Here is a 25,872-nt window from a genome sequence, read left to right on the forward strand (position 1 = left end):
GCCCGCACCATGACATCTGACCACCTCGCGCTGGGGGCCATGACCTTCCGCGGGCGGGACTTCGAAGCCTCCCTGGACGCGGCGCGGCGCAGCGGATTCCCCGCGGTAGGCATCTCGGTGGCGCAGTGCGTGGCGTGCCTGGAGCGCGGCATCCCGCCCGAAGCCATGGCCGAGGCGCTCCACGAGCGCGGGCTGCGGGTCGCGGAACTCGAACTGGTCCGCCTCGGTGAACGCGGCCTGACCAGACACCTCAACGCACTCGTCGTCGATCTGGTCGGCATTCTGAACCCGGACCGGGTCCATGTGGCCGCGTTCTCGGGGACGGTGGAGGGCGCGCAACGGGAGTTCGCCACCTTGTGCGAGGAGATCACCACCGCCGACGTGGCGTTCGAGTTCATGCCCTACAGCACGGTCCGTGACCTGCCCACCGCCATGGACCTCGTACGCGCCGCCGACTCCCCGCGAGCGAAGCTCGTGGTCGACGTCGTGCACTTCTTTCGCTCGGGCGCGGATGTCACCGCGCTCACACCGGATGTTCTCGCCCTCACCGCGGGCCTCCAGCTGTCCGATCTCGTTCCCAGGCCGGACAAGAGCCTGGCCGAGGAATCCCGCCACCTGAGGGCGTTCCCGGGTGACGGCGTGCTCCCGCTGGCCGACTTCCTCCGCGCGGCCCTCGCCGCCGGTGGCGACACGCCACCGCCGGTCACGGTCGAACCCGTTTCGGACGCGCTGGAGACCCTGCCCGTGGCCTGGGTCGCCGAGCGCGCGATGCAGTCGACCGCGCGTCTGCTCACCGGAGCGGGCTGGCCGCGGTAGGCCCACCGCGACCAGAGCCGCCCCCGACGACCCCTGACGTCCCCCTCTGCAAGGGAGAACCCCATCATGCGAGCCGCAGTACTCCACGGCCCGAACCTGAACCGGCTCGGCAAGCGCCGCCCCGACAAATACGGGCATGCCACCCTGGCCGACATCGAGCGCGACATCGATGACACCGCGGCCCGGATCGGTGTCACCGTTCAGCACTTCCAGTCCAACCACGAGGGCGCACTCATCGACTGGCTCCATGAGCGCCAGGACGACCTCGACTTCATCGTCGTCAACCCCGCGGGCCTGACGCCCTACGGCTACTCGCTCCTGGACGCCCTCAACGACACCGGCCTGCCGGTCGGCGTCGTCCACCTCTCTCCCTTCGCCGCGGTGGACGGAAAGACGCGCGAGGACATCTTCGCCGCGTCCGCCGCCGTCTACGCCTCGGGAATGGGGTGGCGCGGCTACTCACACGCCCTGGAGGCGCTCACCGCCAAGATCACGGGTATGCCCGCTCCCGCGTCGGACGGGCTCAACGCCCCCTGAACTTAACCCTGTTCGGCCGACCGTACCGCCACCCTCAGGCCGGGGGAGGCCTGCCGGACCGGGCCGGGGTACTCGTTCGCGGCCGTTTTGGCCAGATGTGCGAGCCACTCCGGCTCGCCGGAGGCGAAGTGGGTGAGCACCAGCTCGCCGACGCCCGCGGCGTGCGCCGTGCGGCCCGCGTCCGTACCGGAGAGGTGGCCGTGGTCGCTGTGGTCGGGCTCGGCGAGGGTCGCCTCGGCGAGCAGGATGTCCACTCCGGCGGCCAGTTCGGTCAGCGCCGGGGTGACTCCGGTGTCCCCGGTGTACGCCAGGGAGCCGGACGGGGACTCCACCCGCAGCCCGCAGTTCGGCAGGACGTGCCGCAACTCCCGGGGGGTGACGGTGCAGTCGCCGGCCTGGAAGCTTGTCCCGGGGGTGTACTCGCGCACGTCGAACGCCACCTCGAAGGCCCGGTCCAGCAGCGGGAGCGTGGTCACCGGAAACAGCGAGGCCCAGGTGGCGAACAATTCCCGTGCGCCCGAGGGAACATACAGCGGTACGGGGCGGAATTCGCCCGAGTGGCGCGGCGGACCGCCCTGGACCTCGACCAGCCCGTTCAGCAGCGATTTACCGATCGGCAGCAGGTCGTAGCAGTGATCGGAGTGGAAATGAGTGATCACCACGGCGTCCAGGGAGGTCGGCGGTGCGAGCGCGCTCAAGGCGACGGCCGTACCCGGCCCGCAGTCGAGCAGCAGTCGCGCGCCCGCGGTTTCCACCAGATAGCCGGAACTCGGCTGTCCGTCCGCGGGCATTCCGGCCCGGCATCCAAGAACGGTGAGCTGCATGTGATGTCCGATCTACTCGATTCCCCGGTTTTCACCGCGCGGGATCGACGGATCGAAAGCCCACGTCGGCTCGGTCGAGTGTGCCCGGTGAAACGTCATCACCCGTCCATGATTGGACTGGACAACCGGTCCATGGCCGTTCGCTATCGCGTCAGAGGTCCAGCACCAATCGCGGGGACGCGGACCGTGACACACAGAGCATCATCGTGGAGCCGTTGACCCGCTCGTCCTCGGTCAGCACCGAGTCGCGGTGCTCCACCTCGCCGTCGAGCACGGTCGTCTCACAACTGGCGCAGGTGCCCTCGCGGCAGGACGACGGGACGTCGACTCCCGCCGCGCCGAGGGCGTCCATGATGGACTGCCCGGGACCGACCCGGACGCTCCTGCCCGTGGTGGCGAGGCGGACCTCGAACTCCCGGTCGGGGGCGGCGGCGGGTTCCTGGGGGCGGGGCTGGAAGCGCTCGATGTGCAGGGTGCCGGTACGCCGCTCGCCCCACAGCCGTTCCACGGCGGCGAGCAGCGGCTCGGGGCCGCAGCAGTAGACGGCGGTGTCCGGCCGTGCGGTGTCCAGGATTCCGGCCAGCGGCAGCAGCCCGTGTTCGTCCTCGGGCAGTGCCCGCACCCGCTCGCCGTGGCCGTCGAGTTCCCCGAGGAACGCCATCCGCTCGCGCCGCCGCCCCCCGTAGTGCAGCTCCCAGTCCGCGCCCCGGGCGGCCGCCGCGCGGAGCATCGGCAGCAGCGGCGTGATGCCGATTCCGCCCGCGATGAACACATAACGGGGGGCCGCGACGAGCGGGAAATTGTTGCGCGGGGCGCTCACCAGCAGCCGGGCACCGGCCTCGACGCTGTCGTGCAGAAAGCGCGAGACGCCGCGGCCGTTCTCCTCGCGCAATACCGCGAACCGGTAGCGGCGGCGGTCGCCGGGATTTCCGCACAGTGAATACTGGCGGACCATTTCGTTATCGGCGGAACCGGCCGTCACCGCGTCCGGAGCGAGCACATCGATATGCGCGCCCGGTTCCCATTCCGGCAGAAGCCCGCCCTCCGGGTCGACCAGTTCGAATGAGCGCACTTCCGCCGCTTCGTCGCGGACGGCCACGACCTCCAGGGCCGTCCGGTCAGCCAAAGTCGCCACGGTATTCGTCCTCCTCGTATCGGAGCGGTATCGGCGGGCACCGGCAGTCTCTCCGAAGGAGAGCGGCAAAGCAGATCACGGCACCGCTCTCCATTCGGCCGATTGGTTCTGGCAATGACACAGGCCCCGCGCGCGGAGGTCTGGCGCAATGGTCGCGACATGCCGGTTGATGCTCGCTCTAACCGAGGAGGAGTCCGCGGTGCCCAGTCCTCAGGAACTCGCCGCCCGTACCCGCGCCTTCGTTCACGACCGCGTCATCCCCGTCGAGCGGGAGGTGGTGGTGGACGGCCGCCCGATGGACGACGCCCTGCGCCTGGAGCTCCAGAAGGCGGCCAAGGAGGCGGGCGTCTTCGGGCCGATGTCCGCCGTCGAGCACGGCGGTCTCGGCCTGGACATGCGCGGCGCGGCGCTGGTGATGGAGGCGGCGGGAACCAGCCTGATCGGCCCGCTCGCCGTCAACTGCTCGGCGCCCGACGACGGCAACATCCATCTGCTGGCGCATGCGTGCGACCCGGAGCAGACGCGCCGCTACCTCGCCCCGCTGGCCGCGGGCGAGGTGCGCTCGGCCATCGCCCTGACGGAGCCCGCCCCGGGCGCCGGGTCCGATCCGCGCATGCTGATGACGGTCGCCGAGGAGACCGACGACGGCTGGGTGATCAACGGCAGGAAGCACTTCACCACCGGGGCCGAGGGCGCCGCGTTCACCATCTGCGTGGCCAACACCGACGACGGTGTCACCCTCTTCCTGGTCGACCAGGACAACCCGGGCATGAAGGTCGGCCGCCGGATGCCGACCCTGGACCACAGCAACCCCGGCGGCCACAGCGAGGTGGCGTTCGAGGACTGCGTGGTCCCCGACAGCGCGGTGCTCGGCGAGGTCGGCCGGGGCCTGGACCATGCCCAGGCCCGGCTGGCGCCCTCCCGGCTCACCCTGTGCATGAACTGGCTGGGCCTGGCCACCCGCGCCCATGAACTGTCCGCGCGCCACATCGGGGGCCGGTCCGCGTTCGGTGTGCCGATCGCCGAACACGGCATGGCACAGGGACTGGTCGCGGACAACGAGATCGACATCACCGCCTCCCGGGCCCTGATCCACTCCACCGCCGCCGTCCTCGACGAGCAGGGCCCGCTCAGCTCGGCCGCCCGCCACGCCGCGTCCGTCGCCAAGACCTTCGTGTCCGAGGCGGTCTGGCGGGTCTTCGACCGGGCGGTGCAGCTGCACGGCGGGCTCGGGGTGTGCGAGGACCATCTGGTGGCCCGCTTCCTGGTGGAGGCCCGGGCGGTGCGGATCTACGAAGGGGCGTCCGAGGTGCTGCGCTGGTCCATCGGCCGCCGGGTGCTGCGCACCTTCCAGTGACCCGCGTCAACCAAGACGACCATGACACAGCTGATCCGACACTTCAGGGGATGACGAGCGTGACCACCGACGTGAAGACCCAGCCCGGCGGCGCCTACTCGGCGGCGTTCGGCCACATCGACCCGGCCGACCCGGACTACGACGAGATCCGGCGCGTGTGCACCACCCTCGTACCGTTCGGCAACCACGCCGGTGTGCGGATCACCGAGATCGGCCCGGAGCGCGCCGTCGTGGAGGTTCCCGGCGAGGAGCATCTGACGAACCACATGGGCACCGTGCACGCGGGCGCCCTGTTCCTCGCCGCGGACATCGCCGGTGCCGCCGCCTTCCTCGGCGCCGCCGCCACCCGGCTGCACACCATCCGCCGCTTCGTGCTGCGGGACAGCAGGACCGCCTTCCGCAAGCCCGCCATCGGCCGTATCCGCGCCATCGGGATGATCGACGAGCGCGTGGTCCGCGAGGTGCTGGCGGCCGAGGGCGAGCTGCGGATGGACGTGGACGGCAAGGCGCTGATGTACGACGACGCCGACGTCCTCGTCGCCAAGGCCACCTTCGACTACGTGGTGGACGTGGCCACCGGCACGGACCAGGAGCGCCGATGACCACGTCGAGCAAGAGCGATGAGCGGCCCTCGGAGTTCGGCACGCTCGAAGAGCTGCGGCTGACCACATCCGACGGTGCGGGCTTCGTCGTCCGGCTGCTGCCGCATGAGGACCCGGCCGCCCCGGTCGTGCTGATGCTGCCCGCGATGGCGATGAAGGCCAAGTTCTACCTGCCGATGGCCAAGGCCCTGGCCGCGGCCGGGTGCTCGGTCGCCACCGTCGATCTGCGCGCCCAGGGCGAGTCCACCCCGAAGCTGCGCGAAGCCCCGGACTTCGGCTACCGGGAGCTGATCGAGGTCGACATGCCCGCCATCGTCGACGCCGTGGCCGCGCGCTTTCCGCAGGCGCCGCTGCATCTGTTCGGGCACAGCCTCGGCGGCCAGGTGGCGCTGCTGTACACCGCCACCGCGCCGCACCGCGTCTCCAGCGTCACCGTCATCGCCACCGGCAGCGTGTACTGGAAGGCGTTCGAGCCCAGGCGGTGGTTCGAGGCGCTGTGGAAGATCCAGTGGATCGGCCTGGTCGCCCGGGTCACCGGGCGGTGGCCCGGCGGGGTGCTCATCCCCGGCGCCATGCAGGGCCGGGTGATGGCCGACTGGTCCCGCCACTCGCTGACCGGCCACTACCGGCCCCGGGGACGCTCCTACGACTACGACCGGAAGCTGGCCGCGCTGAAGCTGCCGGTGCTGGCGATCTCCCTGGACGAGGACCCGCTGGGCCCGAAGTGCAACGTGGACTTCCTGTGCGGCCGGATCGCGACCGCGGACATCACGCGCTGGCACATCGACGCGTCGTCGGCCGTCCGCCACCGCGACCACTTCCAGTGGATCAAGGACAGTACGGTCATCGGCCCCGGGATCGCTGGATGGCTCCGGGACGGACAGCCTCCGCGATGAAGCTCTACACGGCGGCCCGGGTCCTGACCGGCGACGGCGGGACGCTGTACGACGGCGGCGTGGTGGTGAGCGGCGGCGTGATCCGGGCCGTCGGCCGGGTCAGCGAACTGCCCGGGGACCTGGAACACGTGGACTTCCCCCACGGCACACTGCTGCCGGGGCTGATCGACGCCCATGTGCACCTCGCGATGGACGGCGGCCCCGATCCGGTCACATCACTGCGGCGGGCGAGCGGCCCCGAGCTGCTGGACAGCATGCGGAGTAATGCCCGCGCGCTGCTCGCCGCCGGTGTCACCACCGCCCGCGACCTGGGCGGCTACGGCTTCCTGGACATCGTCCTGCGCGACGAGATCAACCACGGCGTCGGCCAGGGCCCCCGGCTGCTCACCGCCACCCGGCCGCTCACCTCGCCCGGCGGCCACTGCTGGTATCTCGGCGGAGGGTGCGAGGGCGTCGACGACATCCGCCGGTTGGTGGGGGAACAGGCCCTGTGGGGCGCCGATCTGCTGAAGATCATGGTGACCGGGGGACACACCACACCTCACTCCAAGCCCTGGCTGCCCCAGTTCACCGACGCCGAACTGGCCGCCGCCGTGTCCGAGGCCCACCTCCTCGGCATACCGGTGGCCGCCCACGCGCACGGGGTCGAGGGCATCCGCGCCGCCGTCGCCCACGGCATGGACACCATCGAACACTGCACCTGGCAGACCGAGCGCGGCTTCGACGGCTTCGAACCCGCCCTCGCCGACGCGATTGCCGAAGCGGGCATCGCCGTGTGCGGCACCTTCAACCCGCTGCTGGCCCGCGACGAGGCGTACGCCGAGCGGCGCCGCCACGTGGTGGGCGAGATGCGCCGCCGCGGTGTGCGGTTCATCGCCGGAACCGACGCCGGTATCCGCGACACCCCGCACTCCGCGTACGCCACGGCCCTGGCCACCATGGCCGGTTACGGCTTCACCCCCGCCGAGGCGATACGGGCCGCCACCGGCGACGCGGCGGCCGCGCTGGGCCTGGCCGGGTCGACCGGCAGCCTCACCCCGGGCCGCGACGCCGACCTGATCGCCGTGGACGGCGACCCGCTGCGGGATCTGTCGGTGCTGGCCGAACCGGCGCTGGTGGTCACTCGCGGCCGGGAGTACCGGCCCCAGCCGGTGGCCCGCCGATGACCGCGACGCACCCCGCCGCCCCCGGACCGCCGGTGACGGCCGACGGGCTGAAGTGGACCCGCCACCCACCGGACGTGCTCGCCGCGTGGGTCGCGGAGATGGACTACGGGACGGCGCCACCGGTCCGGGACGCCGTCGAGGCGGCGGTGCGCCGCGGTGCGTTCGGCTACCCGGACGACCGCTCCCGCCAGGACCTGACCACCGCGTGCGCCGACTGGCTGGGCCGTACCCACCGGTGGCGGGTGGACCCCGGCCAGGTGTTCCCGCTGCCCGACGTGGTGCACGGTGTGCGGCTCGCCCTGGAGGCGCACTCCGCCCCCGGCAGCCCGGTGATCCTCCCGGTGCCCGCCTACCCGCCGCTGGCCGACGTGGTACGCGGCTCCCGGCGGCCGCTGATCGAGGTGCCCATGAGCGCCACGGACGGGCGGCCCACACTCGATCCGGGCTCGGTGGACCGCGCGTTCGCCGCGGGCGCCCGCACCCTGCTGCTCTGCAATCCGCACAACCCGCTGGGCACCGTCGCCACCGAACGGGAGCTGCACGGCATCGCCGCCGTGGTCGACCGGCACGGCGGCCGGGTCGTCGCCGACGAGATCCACTCCCCGCTGGTGTTCCCCGGACACCGCCATGTGCCGTACGCCTCGCTGTCGGACACCGCGGCACACCACACCGTCACCTTGGTCTCCGCCTCCAAGGGATGGAACATCCCCGGGCTCAAGTGCGCCCAGGCGATCGTCACTTCGGAGCGCGACCGCGGTATCTGGTCCGCGCTGCCGGCGGCGGTGACCGGACTGGCGAGCCCGCTCGGCGTCGTCGCCGGGACCGCCGCCTACCGCCACGGCGACACCTGGCTGGCCGAGGTGCTCCGCACTCTGGACACCAACCGGCGGCTGCTCGCGGAGCTGCTGGACGAGCTGCTGCCCGCCGTCCGCTACCGCCTCCCCGAGGGCACGTATCTGGCCTGGCTGGACTTCCGGGCCCTGCGACTGCCCACCGAACCCGCGGAGTTCTGGCTGCGCGAGGCCAGGGTCGCGCTCAGCGCGGGCCGCCCTTTCGGCGCGCCCGGCGCGGGCCACGCCCGCCTCAACCTCGCCACGTCCGCGCACATCCTCGACCGGCTCGTACGGTCCATGGCCGACACGACGGGACGGCGAGCGTGGAACTGAACCTGGTCCGGTACGCCTGGCACACCGCCGAACCGGTGCACGCCGTCCTGTACTACGCGCCGGAGACCCAGGCGGCCACCGCGCCACTGGCGCTGCCCGGCCGGTGGATGTGGTACTTCGGCTGCCGGGCCGCACCGCTGGGCGCCGTCGGCGCCGCCGCCGCGACCTCGGTGTTCTACCACCTGGCGCCCGCGATGGTGGCCCGCTCCGTGCCCGCGCTGTGGGACCACGCCACTCCGCAACGCTTCCTCCGGGCCCGGCTCACCGCCATGGACACGGCGCTGCACCGGCTGGCCGGGCCGGTGCTGGGCTCCCCGGGGCTGGCCCGGGCCGCCGAACTCGCCACGGCCGCCGCCACCGTCGTGGCGGGCGCGGGCGGACGCCCGCTGGGCGCGGCCAACGCCGCGCTGCCGGTGCCGGACGAGCCGCATCTGGCGCTGTGGCAGGCGCTGACCACCCTGCGCGAATACCGGGGCGACGGCCATGCCGTGGTGCTGGCCGGGCAGGAGATCGAGCCATGCGCGGCGCATGTGCTGTCCGCCGCGTCCGGCCGCTCACCACGGTCCGACGCGGAGAAGTACCACAAGTGGACCGAAGAGCAGTGGGCCGCCGCACTGGGCGAACTCGTCCACCGCGGCTGGCTGCGCGGGGACGGAACGCTCACGGCGGCCGGTGCCCTCGTCCGCGAACGGATCGAGACGGACACCGACCGCCTGGCGGCGCGCCCCTACCGGGCGCTGGGGCAGACGCGCACCGAGGAACTAGTCGCGTGTGTGCGCCCGTTCGCCGATCTCGTCATGACCGCGGGCGCCGTCCCGGTCCCCAACCCCGTTGGTTTCGACTGGCCGCCGCGCCGCTGACCCGGCGGGCAGCACCACCGCCGTCAGCGCGGCGGCCAGGGCCGCGGCCACCGCCGTGGCCAGGAAGGTCCGGTGCATCGCGTGGACCGTCCCGCCGCGCTCCGGGGACAGGATTCCCGCCAGCGCGACCCCGAGGACGGCGCCGAACTGCCGGAAGGTGTTCACGGTGCCCGACGCGGTCCCGGCCAGCCGCGGCGGTACGTCGCCCATCATGGCCTGGATCGCCACCACCCCGCTCGACAGCGGTACGCCCGCCCCGAGCAGCAGCAGCGCCCACGCGTAGCCGGGATAGCCGACGCCGGTCTCCACCAGGGCCAGCCCCGCCAGCCCGGCCGCCACGCACACCAGGCCGGTCACCATCGTGCGGCGGGTGCCCCAGCGCGCCACCACCGACGAGGCGGCGACCGCCGCCACCGCCAGACAGCCGAACAGGGTCACGAACCGCAGCCCGGTCTGGAGGGCCGACAGCCCGAGCGCCCCCTGCAGATGCGTGGTGAGCAGGAACAGCACCGCGTACAGCCCCAGCAGACCCAGGAAGTTGACGGTGCAGGCGATCGCCACCGTCGGGATGCGCAGCAGCCCGGGCGGCAGCATCGGCTCGGGTGTCCGCGACTCCCACCAGCAGAACAGCCCGAGCGCCACCACCGCCACCGCGCACAGCCCGAGGACCGGCGCGGACAGCCAGCCGAGGGCACGCCCCTCGATGGCCACGAAGGTGAGCGCGGCGCCACCGCCGGTGAACAGCAGCTGCCCCAGGACGTCGACCCGCCGCGCGGCACCGGACGGCGGGGCGGGCGGCATGGTGGCGAGCAGCCCGGTCAGCGCGACCAGCCCGATGGGGATGTTGATCCAGAACATGCTGCGCCACCCCGCGGTCTGCACCAGCAGCCCGCCCAGCAGCGGTCCGAGCGCCAGCGCCACACCGCTGGTGCCGCCCCAGATCCCGATGGCCCGGGCCCGCTGCCGCGCATCGTCGAACAGACCCGAGGTGACGGCCAGGGACAGGGGCACGATCGCCGCGGCGAAGACGCCCTGCGCGGCCCGCGCCGCGATCAGCGTGCCGGTGTCCGGGGCCAGCGCGCAGCCCGCCGACGCCGCGGTGAACCCCGCGATGCCCAGGGCCAGGACGTTCCGGCGGCCCAGCCGGTCGCCGAGCGACCCGGCCGTCAGCAGCAGACACGCGAACGCCAGCGTGTAGGCGTCGAGCAGCCATTGCCCGGCGGTCGTGCCACCGCCCACGTCCGCACGGATATCGGGCAGGGCGACCGGGGTGATGCTGGTGTCGAGATAGACCAGAAAAGTGGCGGTACAAATGAATGCGAGGAGCGGCCGAGAGCGCATGGGCTCCATGCTGGCCTGCGCTCCCTGTCCTCTTTCTTGCCAATTCCCTTCTCCACTCGGCTGATTGAAGAAATCAATCACCGGCCGACAAACTTATATCGTCAGGGCTGGTTTACCTCGAATACATCTGTGGCTGTTGTGGTTCTCCCGCACCATAACCCGGCGGGAAAGGAATTTACTCGTGAGCCGATTGGGTATCGACGGTGTGACCAAAAGCTTCGGCCGGACCGTCGCCGTCGACGGGGTCAGCCTGGATGTCGGACACGGCGAGTTCCTGGTCCTGCTCGGGCCGAGCGGCTGCGGCAAGTCGACCCTGCTGCGGATGATCGCGGGGCTCACCCCCCTGTCCGCGGGCCGCATCCGCCTCGACGACACCGACATCACCCACACCCCGCCGCGCGACCGCGACCTCGCCATGGTCTTCCAGAGCTACGCCCTCTACCCGCATCTGAGCGTGGCGCGGAACATCGGCTTCCCGCTGCGCGCCCGCCGCCGGTCGCGCACCGACATCCGGGGCCGGGTTCAGGAGGTCGCCGAGGTGCTCGACCTCGGCCAGCTGCTGGACCGCCGTCCGCGCGAGCTGTCCGGCGGCCAGCGCCAGCGGGTGGCGCTCGGCCGCGCGCTGGTGCGCGACCCCGGCGCGTTCCTGATGGACGAGCCGCTGTCCAACCTCGACGCCAAGCTGCGGTCCTCCACCCGCGCCGAGCTGACCGGCCTGCACCGCAGGCTCGGTTCGACGTTCGTCTACGTCACCCATGACCAGGTCGAGGCCATGACCATGGCGACCCGGATCGCCCTGCTGAACGCGGGCCGCCTGGAGCAGGTGGGCACCCCCGCCGAGGTCTACGACGAGCCCGCCTCGGTGTTCGTCGCGGGCTTCCTCGGCGCACCGCCGATGAACCTGCTGGACGCGCAGATCGTCAGCCACAACGGCGAACTGCGGGCGGTGGCCGAGAACGTCGACGTCCCCCTCGGCATCGCCGGTGACCTGCCCCCGCGCGATGTGGTGCTGGGGGTGCGGCCCGAACACCTCGCCCCGGCCGCGACGCCGATGCTGCGCGCGCGGGTCCGGGCGGTGGAGAACCTGGGCAGCGACGAGGTCGCCCACTGCACCGTCGGCTCCGCCGAGGTGTCGCTGCGCGGACCGCGGCCGCTGGGGATGTCCCCCGGCGACCCGCTGGGACTCGGCGTGGCGCCGCACCATGTCCACCTCTTCGACCGGGCCGGCGGCCGCCGCCTGACCTGGAACCCCGATCCGGCATCCGGCCCGGTATCCGACTCATTCGCCGCGTCCCCCGCGCCGAATTCCCCGTACAAGCCCGCTCATACGCTTCGCTAGGAGCATTCCGTGTCTTTCACGAGAACTACTCGTTTCCGTTTCGGTGCCGCCCTGGGCACCGCCGCGATCCTGTTCGGCACCTCGGCGTGTGGCGGACTCGGCGCCGCCGAGGACAAGAAATCCGGTTCCTCCCCGGTGCCGGAACTCAAGGCTGACCAGAAGGTGTCGATCACCTTCGAGAGCTACAACTTCGGCCAGGCGGGCCCGTGGACGGACACGTTCACCGCACTTATCAAGAAATTCGAACAGGCCCACCCGAATATCAAGGTGACCGCACAGAAGCCGCAGGGGAACAGCCCCAACCCGGCCGCCGACGCCGTCTCCAGCGTCCAGAACCAGACGGCCTCCGGCAACCCGCCGGACGTCGCCCAGCTCGGCTTCGGCGACCTGGACTACGCCGTCAACGGCCTCGGCGCCCAGCCGCTGGACGACCTGGTGGGCAAGGCCGAGGTGCGCAAGAACTTCGCCGGTGCGCACCCGTACGACACCCGGGCCGAGACCCTCGGCGACTGGTCCGGCAAGACCTACGGCGTCCCGTTCGTGTTCTCCACCCCGGTCCTCTACTACAACGCCGACCTGTTCAAGAAGGCCGGTCTCGACCCGGCCAAGCCGCCGACGACCTGGGACGAGGTGGCCAAGGACGCCCTGGCCATCAAGAAGAAGACCGGCAAGGACGGCCACTACAGCGACTGCCTGACCAAGATCGCCACCGACTGGTGCTTCCAGTCCATGGTCCGCTCCAACGGCGGCCGGGTGCTCTCCGAGGACCGCACCAAGCTGACCTTCGACCAGCCGCCGGCCGTCGAGGCGGTCAAGCAGGCCCAGGCCATGGTGAAGTCCGGGGCCACGCCCAAGCTCAGCCAGGAGCAGGCGTACACCGAGTTCGCGCGCGGCGACATGGGAATGATCCTGGAGACCAGCGCGGTCCAGGGGCTCTTCATAAAGGGCTCCAAGGACAAGTGGGACCTGCGGGCCGCCAACTCGCCCGGCTTCGGGAAGAAGCCCGTCGTCCCCACCAACTCCGGCTCCGCGCTGTTCGTCTACGGCAAGGACAAGGCCAAGCAGCGCGCCGCCTGGGATCTCATCAAGTTCCTCACCAGCGACCCGGCGTACACCATGATCTCCAGCAAGATCGGCTACCTGCCGCTGCGCACCGGTCTGGTGAACGACCCGAACAGCCTCAAGACCTGGGCGAAGGAGAACCCGCTGATCCAGCCCAACCTGGACCAGCTCTCCCGCATGGAGCCCTGGCAGTCCTTCCCCGGCAAGAACTACAAGCCGGCGCGCAACGAGATGCTGAACGCCGTCGAGAAGGTCGTCTACCAGGGCGCCGACCCGCAGTCCACTCTCACGGCCGCCCAGAAGCAGGCCACCAAGCTGCTGCCGAAGAAATGACCGCTCCCGAGCTGACCCTGCTGCAGTTCAGCGACACCCACATCCTTCCCGAGGGTGAGCTGATGCACGGCCAGGTCGACACCCTCGCGAACCTGGAGGCCGCCATCGAGCTGGTGGCGGCCTCCGGGGCCCGGGTGGCCGCGCTGCTGCTGACCGGTGACCTGACGGACAGCGGCGCCCCCGAGGCGTACCGGCGGCTGCGCGGCGTGGTCACCCCGTTCGCCGAGCGGATCGGCGCCGACGTGGTGTACGTGCCGGGCAACCACGACGAGCGCACCGCGTTCCGCGCCGAGCTGCTCCACGGCGGGCAGGCCGCGGACCGGGTGCACTGGGCGGGCGGCTTGCGGATCGTCGTCCTGGACAGCAGCGTCCCCGGACGCCACGACGGCCATCTGTCCGACGCCCAGCTGGGGTGGCTGGCCGAGGAGCTGGCCCGGCCCGCGCCCCTGGGCACGGTGCTGGTCCTGCACCACCCGCCGCTGCCGTCCCCGGTGCCCACCGTCCATCTGCTGCGGCTGCGCGGCGCGGACCGGCTGGGCGCCGTCGTCGCCGGAAGCGATGTCCGTCTGATCGTCACCGGGCACGCCCATCACACCAGCTCCGGTGTGCTCGGCACCATCCCGGTGTGGGTGTCGCCCGCACTGGCCTACCGGGTGGACGCGATGTCCCCCAGCGGCAGGCTGCGCGGCGCCGAGGGCGCCGGGTTCACCCGGATCGACCTCATCGACGGCTCCCTGGTGGCCACCGCGCTGCCCGTCGAGCGGGGCGTCGATGTGTACGACAGCGAGCGCGACGCGATGGTGCGCTTCGTCCAGGACCTGACGCCCGACACCGACCCGGCACCCGAAATGGAGTGAGAGATGTTCGTGGAGGTTCCCGCGCCGCCCCGGCCGATGGATAAGGCCATCAAGGCGGCGCGGCCCTCGCTGCCGCGCGCCATCCGGCGCGCGGTGCCGCCGTATCTGTATCTCGCCCCGGCCCTGATCCTGCTGGGCATCTGGGTGTACCGGCCGCTGGCGCAGACCGCCCAGCTGTCGTTCTACTCCTGGAACCTGCTGCCCACCACGCCCATGGAGCCGGTCGGGCTCGACAACTACCGGCGGCTAATGGACTCCCCGGAGCTCGGCGACGCGCTGTGGCGCACCCTTGAGGTGATCCTCGGCCTGCTGCCGTTCTCGATCGTCATCCCCGTGGTCGTCGGGCTGCTCACCCGGCGGCTCGGCGGCCGGTCCCGGGCCGTCTACCAGGCCCTGGTGTTCTCGCCCATGCTGGTCGCCCCGGTGGCCGGGGCCGCCGTCTGGGGATGGCTGCTCGACCCGCGCGGCGGCGTGGTCAACCAGGCGACCGGCACCTCGGTGAACTGGCTGCAGGAGAGCGGCTACGCCCAGATCGCCATCATCCTGATCACCGGCTGGCACGTCCTCGGCTTCGCCGTGCTCGTGGTGGCCGCCGCGCTGTCCGGCATCAACGGCGACTACGCGGACGCGGCGGCACTCGACGGCGCGTCCCGAGGGCAGATCACCCGCTGGATCACCCTGCCGCTGCTCTCCCCGACACTGGTCTTCCTGACCCTGATGACCGTGCTGCTGTCCGCGCAGTGGACCTTTCCGCTGATCGACTCGCTCACCCAGGGCGGACCGGCCGACTCCACCACCAACGTCTACTACCTGCTGTGGGAGTACGGCTTCCGCAGCTACGACGCGGGCATGGGCGCGGCGGCCGGGATGCTGCTCTTCGTCGGCTTCGGGCTGGTCGCCGCCGCGCTGGTGTGGCTGTCCGAGCGCCTGGCCTTCCACGACAACTGAGAGACATCACCAGAGGAGTTCATCCACCGTGTCCGAAATGGCCGTCGGTGACCGCGGCCGCCTGCGCACCGTGCGCGCCCATGGGGTGCTCGCGGTGCTCAGCGCGCTATGCGTCTTCCCGATCTACTGGCTCTACGCCACGTCCCTGCGCCGCCCCGGCGACGTCTACTCGCTCTCCCCGCTGCCCTGGCCGCTGTCGGTGCAGAGCTACACGGACGCCGCTCGCCAGGTCGACGTGGTGCATCTGCTGTTCAACACCCTGGCCATGGCCGGGCTCATCGCCGTCGGCCAGCTGCTCACCGGGCTGCTCGCCGCGTACGCGTTCGCCGCGTGGAACTTCCCGCTGAAGCGGCTGCTCTACATCGCGTTCGTCGGGACCTGGCTGGTGCCCTTCCAGGTCACCATGCTGCCCAACTACGTCCTGCTGATGCAGATGGGGCTGCTCAACACCATCATGGGCGTCGTCGTCCCGACCCTCTGCTCGGCGCTCGGTGTGCTGCTGCTGCGCCAGCACCTGGAGAGCTTCCCCCGGGAGCTGCTGGAGGCCTCCGCGATGGACGGGCGCTCGTCCTGGACGACGCTGTGGACCGTCGTGGTGCCCAACATGCGCTCCGCACTGTCGGCGCTCGCCGTCGTGCTGTTCGTCAACGCGTGGAACGAGTACTTCTGGCCCGCGATGGTGATGCAGCGCAGCAACGCCGTGCTCCAGCTGGGGCTGCGCAGCTTCATGGGCACCGAGGGCACCGACTGGGGGCCGCTGATGGCCGTCTCGGGGCTCGCCTGCCTGCCGGTGTTCGCGCTGTACCTGGTGCTCCAGCGCAACATCGTCAACGCGTTCGTCCGCTCCGGGCTCAAGTGACACGACAACGCGGAACGGGCCGGGACTTCGTACTCGAAGTCCCGGCCCGTTCCGCGTTGCGGGAGGCTCAGTCCGTCAGCGGCACCGGAAGGTACGTGGCGCACTGCGCGGGCAGCCGCACCCCCGCCAGCCGGAGCTGGCCCGCCCGGGCGGCGAAGGCCGCGCCGCGCATGAGGTGCGTGGCCACCTCGGCGACACCGCGGTGGGCGGGCGCGGCGAGATGGGTGCCCGCCACCCACTGGTTGAACGCGCCCATGGCCGGGCCGCACCAGATCTGGTAGTCCGTCGCCCGCTCGGGCACCCCGCGGATGCTCCACCCCGAGGACAGCCCCAGATACCAGCGGAACACCAGGGCCATCCGGCGCTTGGGGTTGCCCCGCGCCCGTTCGATCTGCTCCGGGTCACGCTCGGCGAAGAACCGGGTGCAGTCCTCCCACACGTCCTCCAGCGGCCGCTGGAAGACGCGCTTCTCCAGTTCGGCCCGATCGCCGTCCGCGATGGACTCGATGGAGTCATGCGTCCGGTACACCTCGTACAGCCGACGCGCCCGGCCGGGGAACATCGTGCCGCGCTGGAGCACCTGGACGTCGACGCCCATCTCGAACATGTCGGCCGACGGAGCCATCACACAGTCCGCCACCCCGGCGGAGGCGAGCAGCTCCTTCGCCCCGGGCGACTGGTCGCTCTCCACACACGCCTGGTTGACCGAGCCGGTGACGACGTACGCGGCGCCCAGGGCGAACGCGGCCGCCGCGGCGGCCGGGGTGCCGATGCCACCGGCCGCGCCGACCCGCACCGGGCGCGCGTACCCCAGCTCACGCTGGATACGGTCCCGCACCGCGATCAGCTCGGGCAGCAGCACGACCAGCGGGCGGCGGTCGGTGTGGCCGCCGGAGTCCGCCTCGGCGGTGATGTCGTCCGCCATCGGCACCTGCCGCGCCAGCTCGGCCTGTTCGGCGCTGATCGCGCCGGACTCCACCAGCGAGCGCAGCATCGCCTCGGGGGCCGGGCGCAGGAAGCGCTCGGCCACCTCGGCCCGGGACACCTTGGCGATGATCCGGTTGGCCACCGTGATCCGGCCCGCGTCGTCCCGGGAAAGACCGGCGGCCCGGTAGTGCACCACCTGCGGGGTGAGGTCCAGGAACGCCGACGCCTCGACGCAGCGCACCTGGTGGCGCAGGCACAGCTCCACCACGGCCCGCTCCATGGCCAGTTCGTTCGGGCTGTGGATCAGGTTGACGGCGAACGGCGCGCCCGGCGCCTCGGTGGTGATACGGCGGATCGCGGTGTCCACCTTGTCGGTCAGCACTCCGGCCGCGCCGTACGAGCCCAGGAAACCGGCCCGGGCCAGGGCGACGACCATGTCGGCCGACGCGATGCCATTGGCCATGGCGCCGCCGTGGTAGGCGTGGCCGACGCCGTGGGCGGCCCGGAAGGCCGCGTCGCCGAGCGAGGCGGGCGGCAGGGACGGCACGGCGGCCAGCACCTGGGCCGGCCGGGCGAGCCCGGCGTCGGCGGTGACGCCGACGCCCAGCTCGTCGCGGACCACGAAACACGGGCGGTCCAGCAGATTCAGCTCGCGGTAGATCGCCTCGGGCTCCCGGGCGATGCCCGTTGCCCGGTCGGTCGGTGTCACCACGGTGCGGCTCCCTGCTCACGCAGTTCGATGGCGATGTCGGTGAGTTCGTAGATGCGCAGCCCCGGCTTCCACATGCTGGCGTCCGCGGTGACCCGCAGCCGCCCGGACTTGCGCTGGATCTCCTTGATGTGCACCTCCAGCGTCGTGGTGCCGTCGGTGGGCAGGAACTGGCCCCGGTACTTCCAGGTGAACGGCACACCGACCGGCAGCACGAAGCCGGGGTCGCGCATGCCGTCGCCGAGACCGGAGTCGAGCAGCCACTCCTGCATCGCCTGGATGACGGTCTCGACCCCCAGCGAACCGGGGATCACCGGGTCGAGGTGGAAGTGGCGGACGAAGAACCAGTCGTCCGGGTCGATACTCCGGGCCGAGTGCAGATAGCCCTTGCCGTACCGGCCACCGCCGTCCACCACGGTCAGCTCGTCGAGCAGCGCGAGCCGGTCGCGGGAGCACAGCGGGGCGGCCGGGTCGGCGCGCCGGGCGGCGACGTCGACGGTGCGGCCCACCGCGGTGGGGTTCTCGTCCCGCCAGGTGGGCACGGAACGTCCCGCGTCGAGCCCGGTCTGGTTCTCCAGCGCCTGCTCGCTGAAGTAGCCGAACAGGGTCTCCCCGGAGTAGAAGGGCACTCCGTCCGCGGCGAGCGTGTACGTGAAGCTCTGCAGCGTCGAACCGGGCATCGGGGTGGTGGACTCCAGCGCGGAGTCCTGCCGGATGGTGGTGTCGCGCAGGTCGACCTCGTGCAGCACGGTGGCCGTGCCGCCGAGGTTGCGCAGGCACTGCGTCTCATGCGGCCTGCTCAGCGTCGCACCGAGGTGGTAGCCGATGAGCAGCGCCGACTGGAGGGAGGTCTCCATGTAGACACAGTTGGGCATGGACGCGTTGGCGCTGTCCGCGTAGTACCAGGAGTCGGCGGGGGAGTCGTACTCGGTCTGGTACGTGGCGCCATCCAGCCGTCCGCGCTCGCCCTGGATGTCGACGACCCGGTCGATGAGCAGCAGCCCGCCGGTGGGGATACGGGTCGCCTTGATCCCGGTGTAGTGGGCGAACTCCGGGCCCAGCGCGAGGCCTTGGTCGCCCCGGGCCAGGTGGGCGAGCTGGAACTCGCTCAGCAGGACCCGCTCGCCCTGAGCGCTCTTGCGGCCGAGCCACTGGGCGGGGAAACCGCCGCGCTCGGGGCCGACCGGTACGCCGGGCTTCTCGTGGACGGAGACCTCGACCCCGGCCACCACGGCGCCGCCGCTACGGGCACGCACCCGCAGCGCGGGGCGGGGCACCAGGTCGATCCACTCCACCTCGACATCGAGCGCGGTGTCTGCGTCTGTGTCTGTGTCCGTGCCGGGTTCGACGTGGGTGTGCTGCGGCTCGACGCGGACGAACCGTGCGTCGGCGAGGCACAGATGCAACCCGGTGAACAGCGCGAACACCTCGGCGGCCTGCGCGGTCGCCTCGACCGGGTCGGCCCCCGGCACGGTACGCGCCACCACCCGGCCGTTGGCCGTGGCGCCGCCGCGCAGTTCGAGAGCGGTCACCTCGGCCAGCGCCAGGTCGGCACCGAGCGCGAGGCGGACATCGGGGTTGCGGTCCTCCTGGTCGTAACCGGCGCCGAACACCCCGGCGATGTCGCCCGCGGCCAGCCGCCGCAGCTCGGTGGCGCCCAGCCGGGTCGCCACCGAACGGGCCAGCGGCTTGAACGCGCCCTCCGCGGCCGCCCGGGCCGGACCGGCCGCCACGGCGGTCCGGCCCGGGTGGCCCAGCAGGCGGCGCTGGAGCGCCGCCTGCGCACGGAGTGCGCCCGAGTGGGCGCTGACCAGGGCGGTACGCAGCTCGACGAGGGTGGAGACGGGCTGCGGCGCCCCACCGGCCGGAACGGCCGGAGCAGGGAGTGCGGGGGGTGCGGTCGGTACGGGATCAGTGGCCGAAGCGGCCGGTTCGGGTTGCGCGGGTGGGGGAGTGGTCCAGGCGACCGCGTCGAACGGCTCGCCCTCGAACTCCAGGACTTCGGTCATGACGCGGTCGCCTCCTCCTGGTCGGCCGGCTGATGCCACTGCCGTACCGACTCACGGAACTTGTCCGTCATATCCGGGGTGGACACGACGGTGACATCGGCGAAGCGGCACAGCACCCGTCCGTCCGCCGTGGCCGCGGTGGCGGTCACGGTGACCCCGCCCGCCGCCTGGCGCGCGTCGTCCAGCACCAGGAGATACGGCTCGTCGTCGGGCAGCGGCGCGTACCACTCGGCGCGGCCGATGCCCAGCGGCAGACAGGCCCCGCCGAGCAGCTCCTTGCCCAGCACCGGCGGGCCCTGGAGCAGGACGTCCGCCAGGACCGGGCTGTGCAGCCGCCCGGCGTACGCGCCACCGGCCACGTCCGCGTCGGCGAGACGGCACAGCAGCACCATGCGGTCCGCCGAGTGGTCGAGCACGCGGCGCATGCCCTGCAGACGCGGGGCGTGGAACTGGGTGGCCTCGCGGTAGATGTCCAGACCGTCCTCGGGCCCCTCGGTGACCAGCGGTACGTCGATCACGGGCGCCTCCGCCGGTGCGGGCGCGAGGAGGAACGTACCGGCGTAGTGCGAGACCAGCGCCCCGGCGGCCGACAGGCTGCGCACCGCGGCCCGGACGATCACCTCGCCGTCGTCCCCCGCCTCGGCCTCGGCCTGGACGCGGAAGCCGTCGTGCGGCGTGCCGTCGAAGACGACGCCCTTGTGCACCTGGAAGTCCAGGGCGCGCACCACCCGCAGGCCCGGGTGGGCCCGCTCCGCGACGCCGATCAGCCAGCCGAGGCCGAACGTGGCGGGCAGCACGGGGTGTTCGCCGATGCGGTGCGCCTGGATGACCTCGTCGGCGTCGACGCCGGTGATGTCCCGGTGGGCGGAGAACGCCGGGGGCAGGTCCGACCGGGGCCCGCCGAGCGCGGTGTTCTCGCCGACCAGGACGCACACCTCGGAGGTGGGCGTCCTGGCGAACTCGTCGACGAACGCCCGTGCGCCGACCCGGGGGTCGAGCAGCGGGATACCGCGGGCGGTGAACAGCTCCCGCAGCTCGGGGGTGACCATCCCGGCGTCCCAGGCGCCCCAGTCGATCGCGGTGACCCGCGCCTCGGGGTGGGCGTGCCGCCATCCGGCCGCGAACCGGCACAGGGCCTCGTTCGCGGCCGCGTAGTCGGCCTGGCCCGGGTTGCCGAGCAGGCCCGCCACCGAGGTGAACAGCACCAGATGGCGCAGCGCGTCGCCGTCCAGCGCGTCGAGCACATGGCGCAGTCCGTCGAGCTTGGGCGCGAGGACCCGGGCGATCTGCTCGGACGTCTTCTCCGGGAGCAGCGCGTCGGCGAGCACTCCGGCGCCGTGCACCACGCCGGTGACCCGGTCGCGGTGTCCGGCCAGCGCCGCCTGGACGGCGGCCCGGTCGGTGGTGTCGACGGCGAGGTACTCCCCGCGGTCGCCCAGTGCGGCCAGCGTGGCGCGGATCTCCCGCTGGGCGAGCAGGGAGCCGTGCACCCGGCGCACCTCGCGCGGGGTGGGGCGGCCGCCGTCCGCGGCGAGACCGGCGATCACGGCGGGCTGGAGGTCGCCGTCGGCGACCCCGGCCGCCCACCGCGGCTCCGGCGCCAGCTCGGTGCGGCCCAGCAGCAGGAAGCGGACGGGCGCGTGTTCGGCCAGCGCGCGGACGCACTCGGCGGTCACGCCCCGGGCGCCACCGGTGACCAGCAGCAGGTCCGCTTCGGTCAGGGCGGTGGCGGCCGGTTCGCCGTCGAGGTCCACGGTGGTGACCCGGTGGGCCTCGCCGTGGCCGCCGGGCACCACGGTCCAGCGGGCGCCGTGCTCGTCGACGGCCACTTCGAGGGTGTCGCGGGCCGCGTCGCGGATCTCGGTGAGCACGGCGGCGGTGAACTCGGCGCCGGACAGCGACGGTTCGATGTCGAGCGCGCGGCAGAACAGCGCGGGCCGCTCGGCCGCCAGGGTCTTGACGACCCCGCCGACGCCACCCACCAGGGACGCGACCGCGCCGCGGCGGCCGTGCAGGCCGAGGCCGCCGTCCAGCCGGGTGACGGTGACGAACCCGGCCCGTGCGCCGGACGGGTCGAGGATGTCGGCGGCCCGTCCGGCGGTCAGGATCGTCTCGGTCAGCCGCTGCTCGGCGTCCGGCCAGTCCTGCGCGGCGTCCACCAGCGTGACGTACAGGTCGACGTGGCCGGTGTGCGCCGCGTCGTCCCGCGGTGTCGTCCTGCGGACCGTCCAGCCCTCGTCCTCCAGAGCGGTGGCGAGCGCGTCGCCGTCGGCGCCGCCCTCGTCCAGGAGGACCGCCACCGGCTCCGCCGGGTACGGCCGCTCGATCACGTCGACCGTGGGAAGCCCCACGAGTTCGACGGCGTGCCGGGGCGCACTCGCCCCGGCGTCACGGCCTTTTGGGTCGACATCACCCTCTCCGGAGGCCAGGTAGTCGGCGATCTGATCGACTGTTCGCAACTCCCCGAGCTGTTCCAGCCGGATCTCCGGAAGGTTCGGCATCCGCTCCTGGATGGAGCCCAGCACCTGGACGCGCTTGATGGAGTCGACGCCGAGGTCGGCCTCCAGGTCCATGGTCGGGTCGATCATGTTCGCGGGGTAGCCGGTCTTCTCCGCGATGACGCCCACGAGCACGGTGCGGACGTCGTCGGGGGCGGCGCTGCCGGTGGCGGCGTCACCGTTCACCGACGGCTCGACGGGAGCGGGAGCGGGAGCGGGAGCGGGAGCGGCGGGCGCCGGGGCGGCCGTGGCCACCGGGGCGGGGACGGGGGCCGGAGCGGGCGCGGGGACCGCCACCGGAGCGGGCGCGGTGGCCGGGGCGGGCGCCGGGGCCGGGACGGCGAGTTCGGGCCGGACGGGCGCGCTGAGCAGCTCGGGGACGTCGGTGTCGGCGAAGGACCGGGGCGTGGCGGCGTAGGCGCCGTTGGGGAAGCCCGCGTCCAGCTCCGCCAGGGTGGCCAGGATCTCGCTCGCCCGGGCGTGGGCGCGGCCGATGGCGACGCTCTGCTGCGCGACGGCGTTGATGGCCTCGGCGGTGTGCGGCTGCGCGGGCTGCCGCAGGGCGTCCGCGACCTGGTCGGCCACCTGCAGCTGGCTCTCCAGATACTGACTGTGCAGGGCGAGGTGTTGTTCCACTGGGGTGCGCACGGGGTCCTCCACGGGGGCGCTGAACTGGTGGGCGGGAGCGGGGGCGGGGATGGAAGCGGGAACAGCCGCGACAGCCGGCGCGGTTACGGGCGCGAGCGCGGCGGGCGCCGGTGCGGCCGGGGCCACCGGCTCCGGTGCGGGCCGCACCTGGTAGCCGTTCTCCAGCGCCTCCTGATACGCGGTGGCCCGCGCCTCGGGGACGTACTCCGGCGCCGACAGCGAGATGGTCATGCCGCCGGGCTCGGCCTCCTCGGCGGCCGGTTCGGTGTACCGGTTGACGCCGGAGAGCGGGACGCCGAGCACCGCGAGCCGCACCGCGGCCTGCTTCAGCGCGGTGTCGCTGTCGCCGAGCGGGCCGCCGTCGGTCGGGATGGCGTGGACGTCGTCGCCGAGAGTGCGGCGGACCAGCTGGGTGAGCACCTGCTTGGGCCCGAACTCGACGAAGACATTCACCCCGGACTCGCGCATCGACCGCAGTGCGGCCACGAAGTCCACCGGCTCCAGGAGCTGGCGTACCAGGGTCTGCCCGTTGGCGTCGGCGTCGGCCCCGTACGTGGCGCCGGGGGTATTGGCGTGCACCGGAACGGTGGGCTCCCCGACCCGGGCGGCCTCGACCGCCGGGCGGAACGCGTCCACCGCGTGGTCCACGTAGCGGGTGTGGAAGGCCGCGGAGACCGGCAGCAGTCGCGCGTTGATCTCCTGCTCCGCGCACACCTCGGTGAGCCGCTTGACGTCCTCGGTCGGGCCGCCGACGACCACCTGGTCGGGGGCGTTGAGGTTGCAGATCACCACGTCGGGGAAGTCCGCGAGGAGTTCGGTGACCCGCTCCTCGCCGACCTGTACGGCCGCCATCGTGCCGGTGTCCCCGTCGCCGGTGGGGGCCATGGCCTCACCGCGCGCCCGGGCGAGGGTGAAGTAGTCCTCGTCGGAGAGCGAACCGGCGGCCCACAGCGCGGTCAGCTCGCCGAAGCTGTGCCCGGCCAGCGCCGCGCAGGACAGCCCGAGTTCGCCGAGGTAGCGGAACTGGCCGACCGACAGCGCGCCGATCGCGGGCTGCGCGTGCTCGGTGCGGCGCAGCGCCGCCTCCTGCTCCTGGCGCTGCTCCGGGTGGAACACCGGCGGCGGGAAGACGACCTTGCCGAGCCGGGTGGCGGCGCCGGAGAAGTGTCCGTTGGCCTCGTCGAAGGCGGCGGTGACGACGGGCACGTTCAGCGCCGCGTCCAGGCCCATGTCGAGGTACTGGCTGCCCTGCCCGGCGAACAGCGCCCCGACTTTGAGGTTCTCGGCGGCCCGGCGGCGGAAGTACACCCCGCGCGGATGCGTCCAGTCATCGGCGCTCTGATCGGCCGCCAGCTGCTGGACGGCGAGTTCGCGCAGGTCGGCGGCGGTCTCGTCGTCCGAGGCGGCGAAGCCGACCCGGGCGTGGTCGTCGGGGATGTCCCCGGCGTCCGAGGCGGGCGCGCCGGACCGCAGCAGGTCCAGGAGGGCCGCCGGATCGGGTGCGTGCCACAGGTGGGCCTGGGCGGTGCGGTGGGGGACGCGCCGCTCCGCCGGGTCCGACTCCCGCTCCTCCAGCACGATGTGGAAGTTGGTGCCGCCGAAGCCCATCGCGGAGACCCCGGCCCGGCGCAGGGGCCGGTGCGGGTCGCGAATCCACGGCCGCGTCTTGACGTTGACGTAGAAGGGGGCGTCGGGGAAGTCGATGGCGGCGTTCGGCGCGTCCACGTTGATGGTGCTCGGGAGCACCTTGTTGTGCAGCGCGAAGGCGAGCTTCATCAGGCTGGCCGTACCGGCCGCGCCCTTGGTGTGGCCGATCTGCGACTTCACACTGCCCAGCGCGGCGAAGTGCGGTTCGTCGGAGGCGTCGCGCAGCAGGTCGCCCAGGGCGCTGAGTTCGGTGCGGTCGCCGACGGACGTGCCGGTGGCGTGCGCCTCGAACAGCTCGACGGTGGCGGGGGAGACCTCCGCGTCGGCGTACGCGCGGTCCAGCGCGACCCGCTGGCCCTCGGCGCGCGGGGCGTAGATGCTCTTGGAGCGGCCGTCGCTGGAGGAGCCGATGCCGCGGATCACCGCGTAGATCCGGTTGCCGTCGCGCACCGCGTCGTCCAGGCGGCGCAGGGCGATCATGCCGATGCCCTCGCCGAGCAGGGTGCCGTCCGCGGCGTCGGAGAACGGGCTGATGGTGTCCGTCTTCGACAGCGCCCCGACCTTGGAGAAGCACATGTAGATGAAGATGGTGTTCTCGGTGTCCACGCCGCCGGTGAGCATCATGTCGGCGCGGCCGTCGACGAGTTCGGCCACCGCCAGCCGGATCGCGGACAGCGAGGCGGCGCAGGCGGCGTCGACGGTGGTGTTCATGCCGCCGAGGCCCAGCCGGTTGGCCACCCGGCCCGCGACCACGTTCGCCAGCAGACCGGGGAAGGAGTTCTCCTGCCACGGCGCGAACGCCTTGACGTACTTCTCGGAGATCTCGGCGGCGTCCTGCGCGGTCAGCCCGCAGCTGCGCACCACCTCCTTGAGCACGGGCGTGGAGAGCCGGGCGGCGAGCGGGTGCATCAGCGGCACCGGGCCCGTGGTGCCCAGCACCACACCGGTGCGGTTGGCGTCGTACCAGGTGGACTCGGGGGCGCCCGCGTCGTGCAGCAGGTCGCGGGCCACGCCGAGGCTGAGGGTCTGCATGGTGCTGGTGACTTCGAGCTGGTTGGGCGGCAGCCCGAACTCCAGCGGGTTGAAGTCCACATCGGGCAGGAACGCGCCACGCCGCGAGTAGGTCTTGTCCGGGGCGTCCGGGTCGGCGTCGTAGTAGTCGTCGAGACGCCAGCGGGACTCGGGCACCTCCTGGGTGCAGTCGGTCCCGTCCACGACGTTCTGCCAGTACTCGCGGTGGTTGCGGGCCATCGGGAACAGCCCCGATGTGCCGACGATGGCGATCGGGGTGCGGGCCAGCCTGCGGTCGGCCAACTCCTCGCTCATGTCTTTCCTT

At 72.4% G+C, this 25,872-nt stretch carries 19 protein-coding genes; 13 read left to right on the forward strand and 6 right to left on the reverse strand.

All coding sequences use genetic code 11. The features are described 5' to 3' along the window. Nucleotides 1–9 precede the first annotated feature (9 nt). Both ABZ370_RS04555 and ABZ370_RS04560 read left to right on the forward strand, forming a co-directional pair. The gene (locus ABZ370_RS04555; protein WP_358616351.1) at nucleotides 10–816 is read left to right on the forward strand and encodes a TIM barrel protein; all 807 of its coding nucleotides are present in this window, start codon (nucleotides 10–12) and stop codon (nucleotides 814–816) included. A 66-nt stretch (nucleotides 817–882) separates the two neighbouring features. Further along, nucleotides 883–1,353 (forward strand): type II 3-dehydroquinate dehydratase, encoded by a 471-nt coding sequence (locus ABZ370_RS04560; protein ID WP_358616353.1) that lies wholly within the window; start codon nucleotides 883–885, stop codon nucleotides 1,351–1,353. Nucleotides 1,354–1,355: 2 nt separating this feature from the next. On the opposite strand, the gene ABZ370_RS04565 is transcribed toward ABZ370_RS04560, so the two are convergent. Together ABZ370_RS04565 and ABZ370_RS04570 are read right to left on the reverse strand one after the other, a co-directional pair. Beyond that, nucleotides 1,356–2,177: an MBL fold metallo-hydrolase gene (locus ABZ370_RS04565; protein ID WP_358616355.1), complete on the reverse strand. Its 822-nt coding sequence runs from the start codon at nucleotides 2,175–2,177 to the stop codon at nucleotides 1,356–1,358. 151 nt (nucleotides 2,178–2,328) lie between these two features. Continuing rightward, entirely contained in the window at nucleotides 2,329–3,312 is a 984-nt protein-coding gene (locus tag ABZ370_RS04570) for a PDR/VanB family oxidoreductase (RefSeq protein WP_358616358.1), read from the reverse strand. Between the two features lie 199 nt (nucleotides 3,313–3,511). On the opposite strand from ABZ370_RS04570, the gene ABZ370_RS04575 reads away from it, so the two are divergent. From ABZ370_RS04575 to ABZ370_RS04600, 6 genes are read left to right on the forward strand one after another with little or no spacing between them, the layout of a single operon-like run. Further along, nucleotides 3,512–4,669 (forward strand): acyl-CoA dehydrogenase family protein, encoded by a 1,158-nt coding sequence (locus tag ABZ370_RS04575; RefSeq protein ID WP_358616361.1) that lies wholly within the window; start codon nucleotides 3,512–3,514, stop codon nucleotides 4,667–4,669. 50 nt (nucleotides 4,670–4,719) lie between these two features. Then, nucleotides 4,720–5,271, forward strand: a complete 552-nt coding sequence (locus ABZ370_RS04580; RefSeq protein WP_358616364.1) for a DUF4442 domain-containing protein — start codon at nucleotides 4,720–4,722, stop codon at nucleotides 5,269–5,271. Then, nucleotides 5,268–6,167 (forward strand): alpha/beta fold hydrolase, encoded by a 900-nt coding sequence (locus tag ABZ370_RS04585; RefSeq protein ID WP_358616367.1) that lies wholly within the window; start codon nucleotides 5,268–5,270, stop codon nucleotides 6,165–6,167. The genes ABZ370_RS04580 and ABZ370_RS04585 overlap by 4 nt, the downstream gene beginning before the upstream one ends. After that, the gene (locus ABZ370_RS04590; protein WP_358616370.1) at nucleotides 6,164–7,333 is read left to right on the forward strand and encodes an amidohydrolase family protein; all 1,170 of its coding nucleotides are present in this window, start codon (nucleotides 6,164–6,166) and stop codon (nucleotides 7,331–7,333) included. Before ABZ370_RS04585 ends, ABZ370_RS04590 begins: the two co-directional genes overlap by 4 nt. Next, nucleotides 7,330–8,499, forward strand: coding sequence for an aminotransferase class I/II-fold pyridoxal phosphate-dependent enzyme (locus ABZ370_RS04595; protein ID WP_358616373.1), 1,170 nt, complete (start codon nucleotides 7,330–7,332; stop codon nucleotides 8,497–8,499). The genes ABZ370_RS04590 and ABZ370_RS04595 overlap by 4 nt, the downstream gene beginning before the upstream one ends. Further along, nucleotides 8,490–9,359 carry a hypothetical protein gene (locus ABZ370_RS04600; RefSeq protein ID WP_358616375.1) on the forward strand — a complete coding sequence of 290 codons (870 nt, stop codon included), beginning with the start codon at nucleotides 8,490–8,492 and terminating at the stop codon, nucleotides 9,357–9,359. Before ABZ370_RS04595 ends, ABZ370_RS04600 begins: the two co-directional genes overlap by 10 nt. Here ABZ370_RS04600 and ABZ370_RS04605 read toward each other — a convergent pair. Then, nucleotides 9,261–10,700, reverse strand: coding sequence for an MFS transporter (locus ABZ370_RS04605; RefSeq protein ID WP_358616377.1), 1,440 nt, complete (start codon nucleotides 10,698–10,700; stop codon nucleotides 9,261–9,263). The genes ABZ370_RS04600 and ABZ370_RS04605 overlap by 99 nt on opposite strands. 181 nt (nucleotides 10,701–10,881) lie before the next feature. Here ABZ370_RS04605 and ugpC point away from each other — a divergent pair, with 181 nt between their 5' ends. Genes ugpC through ABZ370_RS04630 form a run of 5 tightly spaced genes read left to right on the forward strand, consistent with a single transcriptional unit; the run spans nucleotide 10,882 to nucleotide 16,098 of the window. Beyond that, entirely contained in the window at nucleotides 10,882–12,039 is a 1,158-nt protein-coding gene (ugpC, locus tag ABZ370_RS04610) for a sn-glycerol-3-phosphate ABC transporter ATP-binding protein UgpC (RefSeq protein ID WP_358616380.1), read from the forward strand. A gap of 9 nt (nucleotides 12,040–12,048) precedes the next feature. Beyond that, complete coding sequence (locus ABZ370_RS04615; protein ID WP_358616382.1) at nucleotides 12,049–13,434, forward strand: ABC transporter substrate-binding protein; 1,386 nt, start codon at nucleotides 12,049–12,051, stop codon at nucleotides 13,432–13,434. Further along, complete coding sequence (locus ABZ370_RS04620; RefSeq protein ID WP_358616384.1) at nucleotides 13,431–14,291, forward strand: metallophosphoesterase; 861 nt, start codon at nucleotides 13,431–13,433, stop codon at nucleotides 14,289–14,291. The genes ABZ370_RS04615 and ABZ370_RS04620 overlap by 4 nt, the downstream gene beginning before the upstream one ends. A gap of 3 nt (nucleotides 14,292–14,294) precedes the next feature. Beyond that, nucleotides 14,295–15,239: a sugar ABC transporter permease gene (locus ABZ370_RS04625; RefSeq protein WP_358616387.1), complete on the forward strand. Its 945-nt coding sequence runs from the start codon at nucleotides 14,295–14,297 to the stop codon at nucleotides 15,237–15,239. Between the two features lie 37 nt (nucleotides 15,240–15,276). After that, the gene (locus ABZ370_RS04630; protein WP_358617413.1) at nucleotides 15,277–16,098 is read left to right on the forward strand and encodes a carbohydrate ABC transporter permease; all 822 of its coding nucleotides are present in this window, start codon (nucleotides 15,277–15,279) and stop codon (nucleotides 16,096–16,098) included. Between the two features lie 67 nt (nucleotides 16,099–16,165). On the opposite strand, the gene ABZ370_RS04635 is transcribed toward ABZ370_RS04630, so the two are convergent. Genes ABZ370_RS04635 through ABZ370_RS04645 form a run of 3 tightly spaced genes read right to left on the reverse strand, consistent with a single transcriptional unit; the run spans nucleotide 16,166 to nucleotide 25,862 of the window. After that, nucleotides 16,166–17,737 carry a PfaD family polyunsaturated fatty acid/polyketide biosynthesis protein gene (locus ABZ370_RS04635; protein ID WP_358616389.1) on the reverse strand — a complete coding sequence of 524 codons (1,572 nt, stop codon included), beginning with the start codon at nucleotides 17,735–17,737 and terminating at the stop codon, nucleotides 16,166–16,168. Next, entirely contained in the window at nucleotides 17,731–19,743 is a 2,013-nt protein-coding gene (locus ABZ370_RS04640; RefSeq protein WP_358616392.1) for a beta-hydroxydecanoyl-ACP dehydratase, read from the reverse strand. Before ABZ370_RS04640 ends, ABZ370_RS04635 begins: the two co-directional genes overlap by 7 nt. Continuing rightward, nucleotides 19,740–25,862 (reverse strand): SDR family NAD(P)-dependent oxidoreductase, encoded by a 6,123-nt coding sequence (locus ABZ370_RS04645; protein ID WP_358616394.1) that lies wholly within the window; start codon nucleotides 25,860–25,862, stop codon nucleotides 19,740–19,742. Before ABZ370_RS04645 ends, ABZ370_RS04640 begins: the two co-directional genes overlap by 4 nt. Nucleotides 25,863–25,872: the final 10 nt, after the last annotated feature.

The sequence above is a fragment of the Streptomyces sp. NPDC005962 genome, assembly GCF_040629205.1.
In the GTDB taxonomy this organism is placed as follows: Bacteria; Actinomycetota; Actinomycetes; order Streptomycetales; family Streptomycetaceae; genus Streptomyces.

Bases quoted from the DNA above. Each gene is read 5' to 3' on its own strand.
- ABZ370_RS04605 (WP_358616377.1), bottom strand. From the start codon at position 10,700: ATGCGCTCTCGGCCGCTCCTCGCATTCATTTGTACCGCCACTTTTCTG.
- ABZ370_RS04620 (WP_358616384.1), top strand. From the start codon at position 13,431: ATGACCGCTCCCGAGCTGACCCTGCTGCAGTTCAGCGACACCCACATC.
- ABZ370_RS04580 (WP_358616364.1), top strand. From the start codon at position 4,720: ATGACGAGCGTGACCACCGACGTGAAGACCCAGCCCGGCGGCGCCTAC.
- ABZ370_RS04595 (WP_358616373.1), top strand. From the start codon at position 7,330: ATGACCGCGACGCACCCCGCCGCCCCCGGACCGCCGGTGACGGCCGAC.
- ABZ370_RS04640 (WP_358616392.1), bottom strand. From the start codon at position 19,743: ATGACCGAAGTCCTGGAGTTCGAGGGCGAGCCGTTCGACGCGGTCGCC.
- ABZ370_RS04565 (WP_358616355.1), bottom strand. From the start codon at position 2,177: ATGCAGCTCACCGTTCTTGGATGCCGGGCCGGAATGCCCGCGGACGGA.
- ABZ370_RS04560 (WP_358616353.1), top strand. From the start codon at position 883: ATGCGAGCCGCAGTACTCCACGGCCCGAACCTGAACCGGCTCGGCAAG.
- ABZ370_RS04590 (WP_358616370.1), top strand. From the start codon at position 6,164: ATGAAGCTCTACACGGCGGCCCGGGTCCTGACCGGCGACGGCGGGACG.
- ABZ370_RS04585 (WP_358616367.1), top strand. From the start codon at position 5,268: ATGACCACGTCGAGCAAGAGCGATGAGCGGCCCTCGGAGTTCGGCACG.
- ABZ370_RS04645 (WP_358616394.1), bottom strand. From the start codon at position 25,862: ATGAGCGAGGAGTTGGCCGACCGCAGGCTGGCCCGCACCCCGATCGCC.
- ABZ370_RS04555 (WP_358616351.1), top strand. From the start codon at position 10: ATGACATCTGACCACCTCGCGCTGGGGGCCATGACCTTCCGCGGGCGG.
- ABZ370_RS04625 (WP_358616387.1), top strand. From the start codon at position 14,295: ATGTTCGTGGAGGTTCCCGCGCCGCCCCGGCCGATGGATAAGGCCATC.
- ABZ370_RS04630 (WP_358617413.1), top strand. From the start codon at position 15,277: ATGGCCGTCGGTGACCGCGGCCGCCTGCGCACCGTGCGCGCCCATGGG.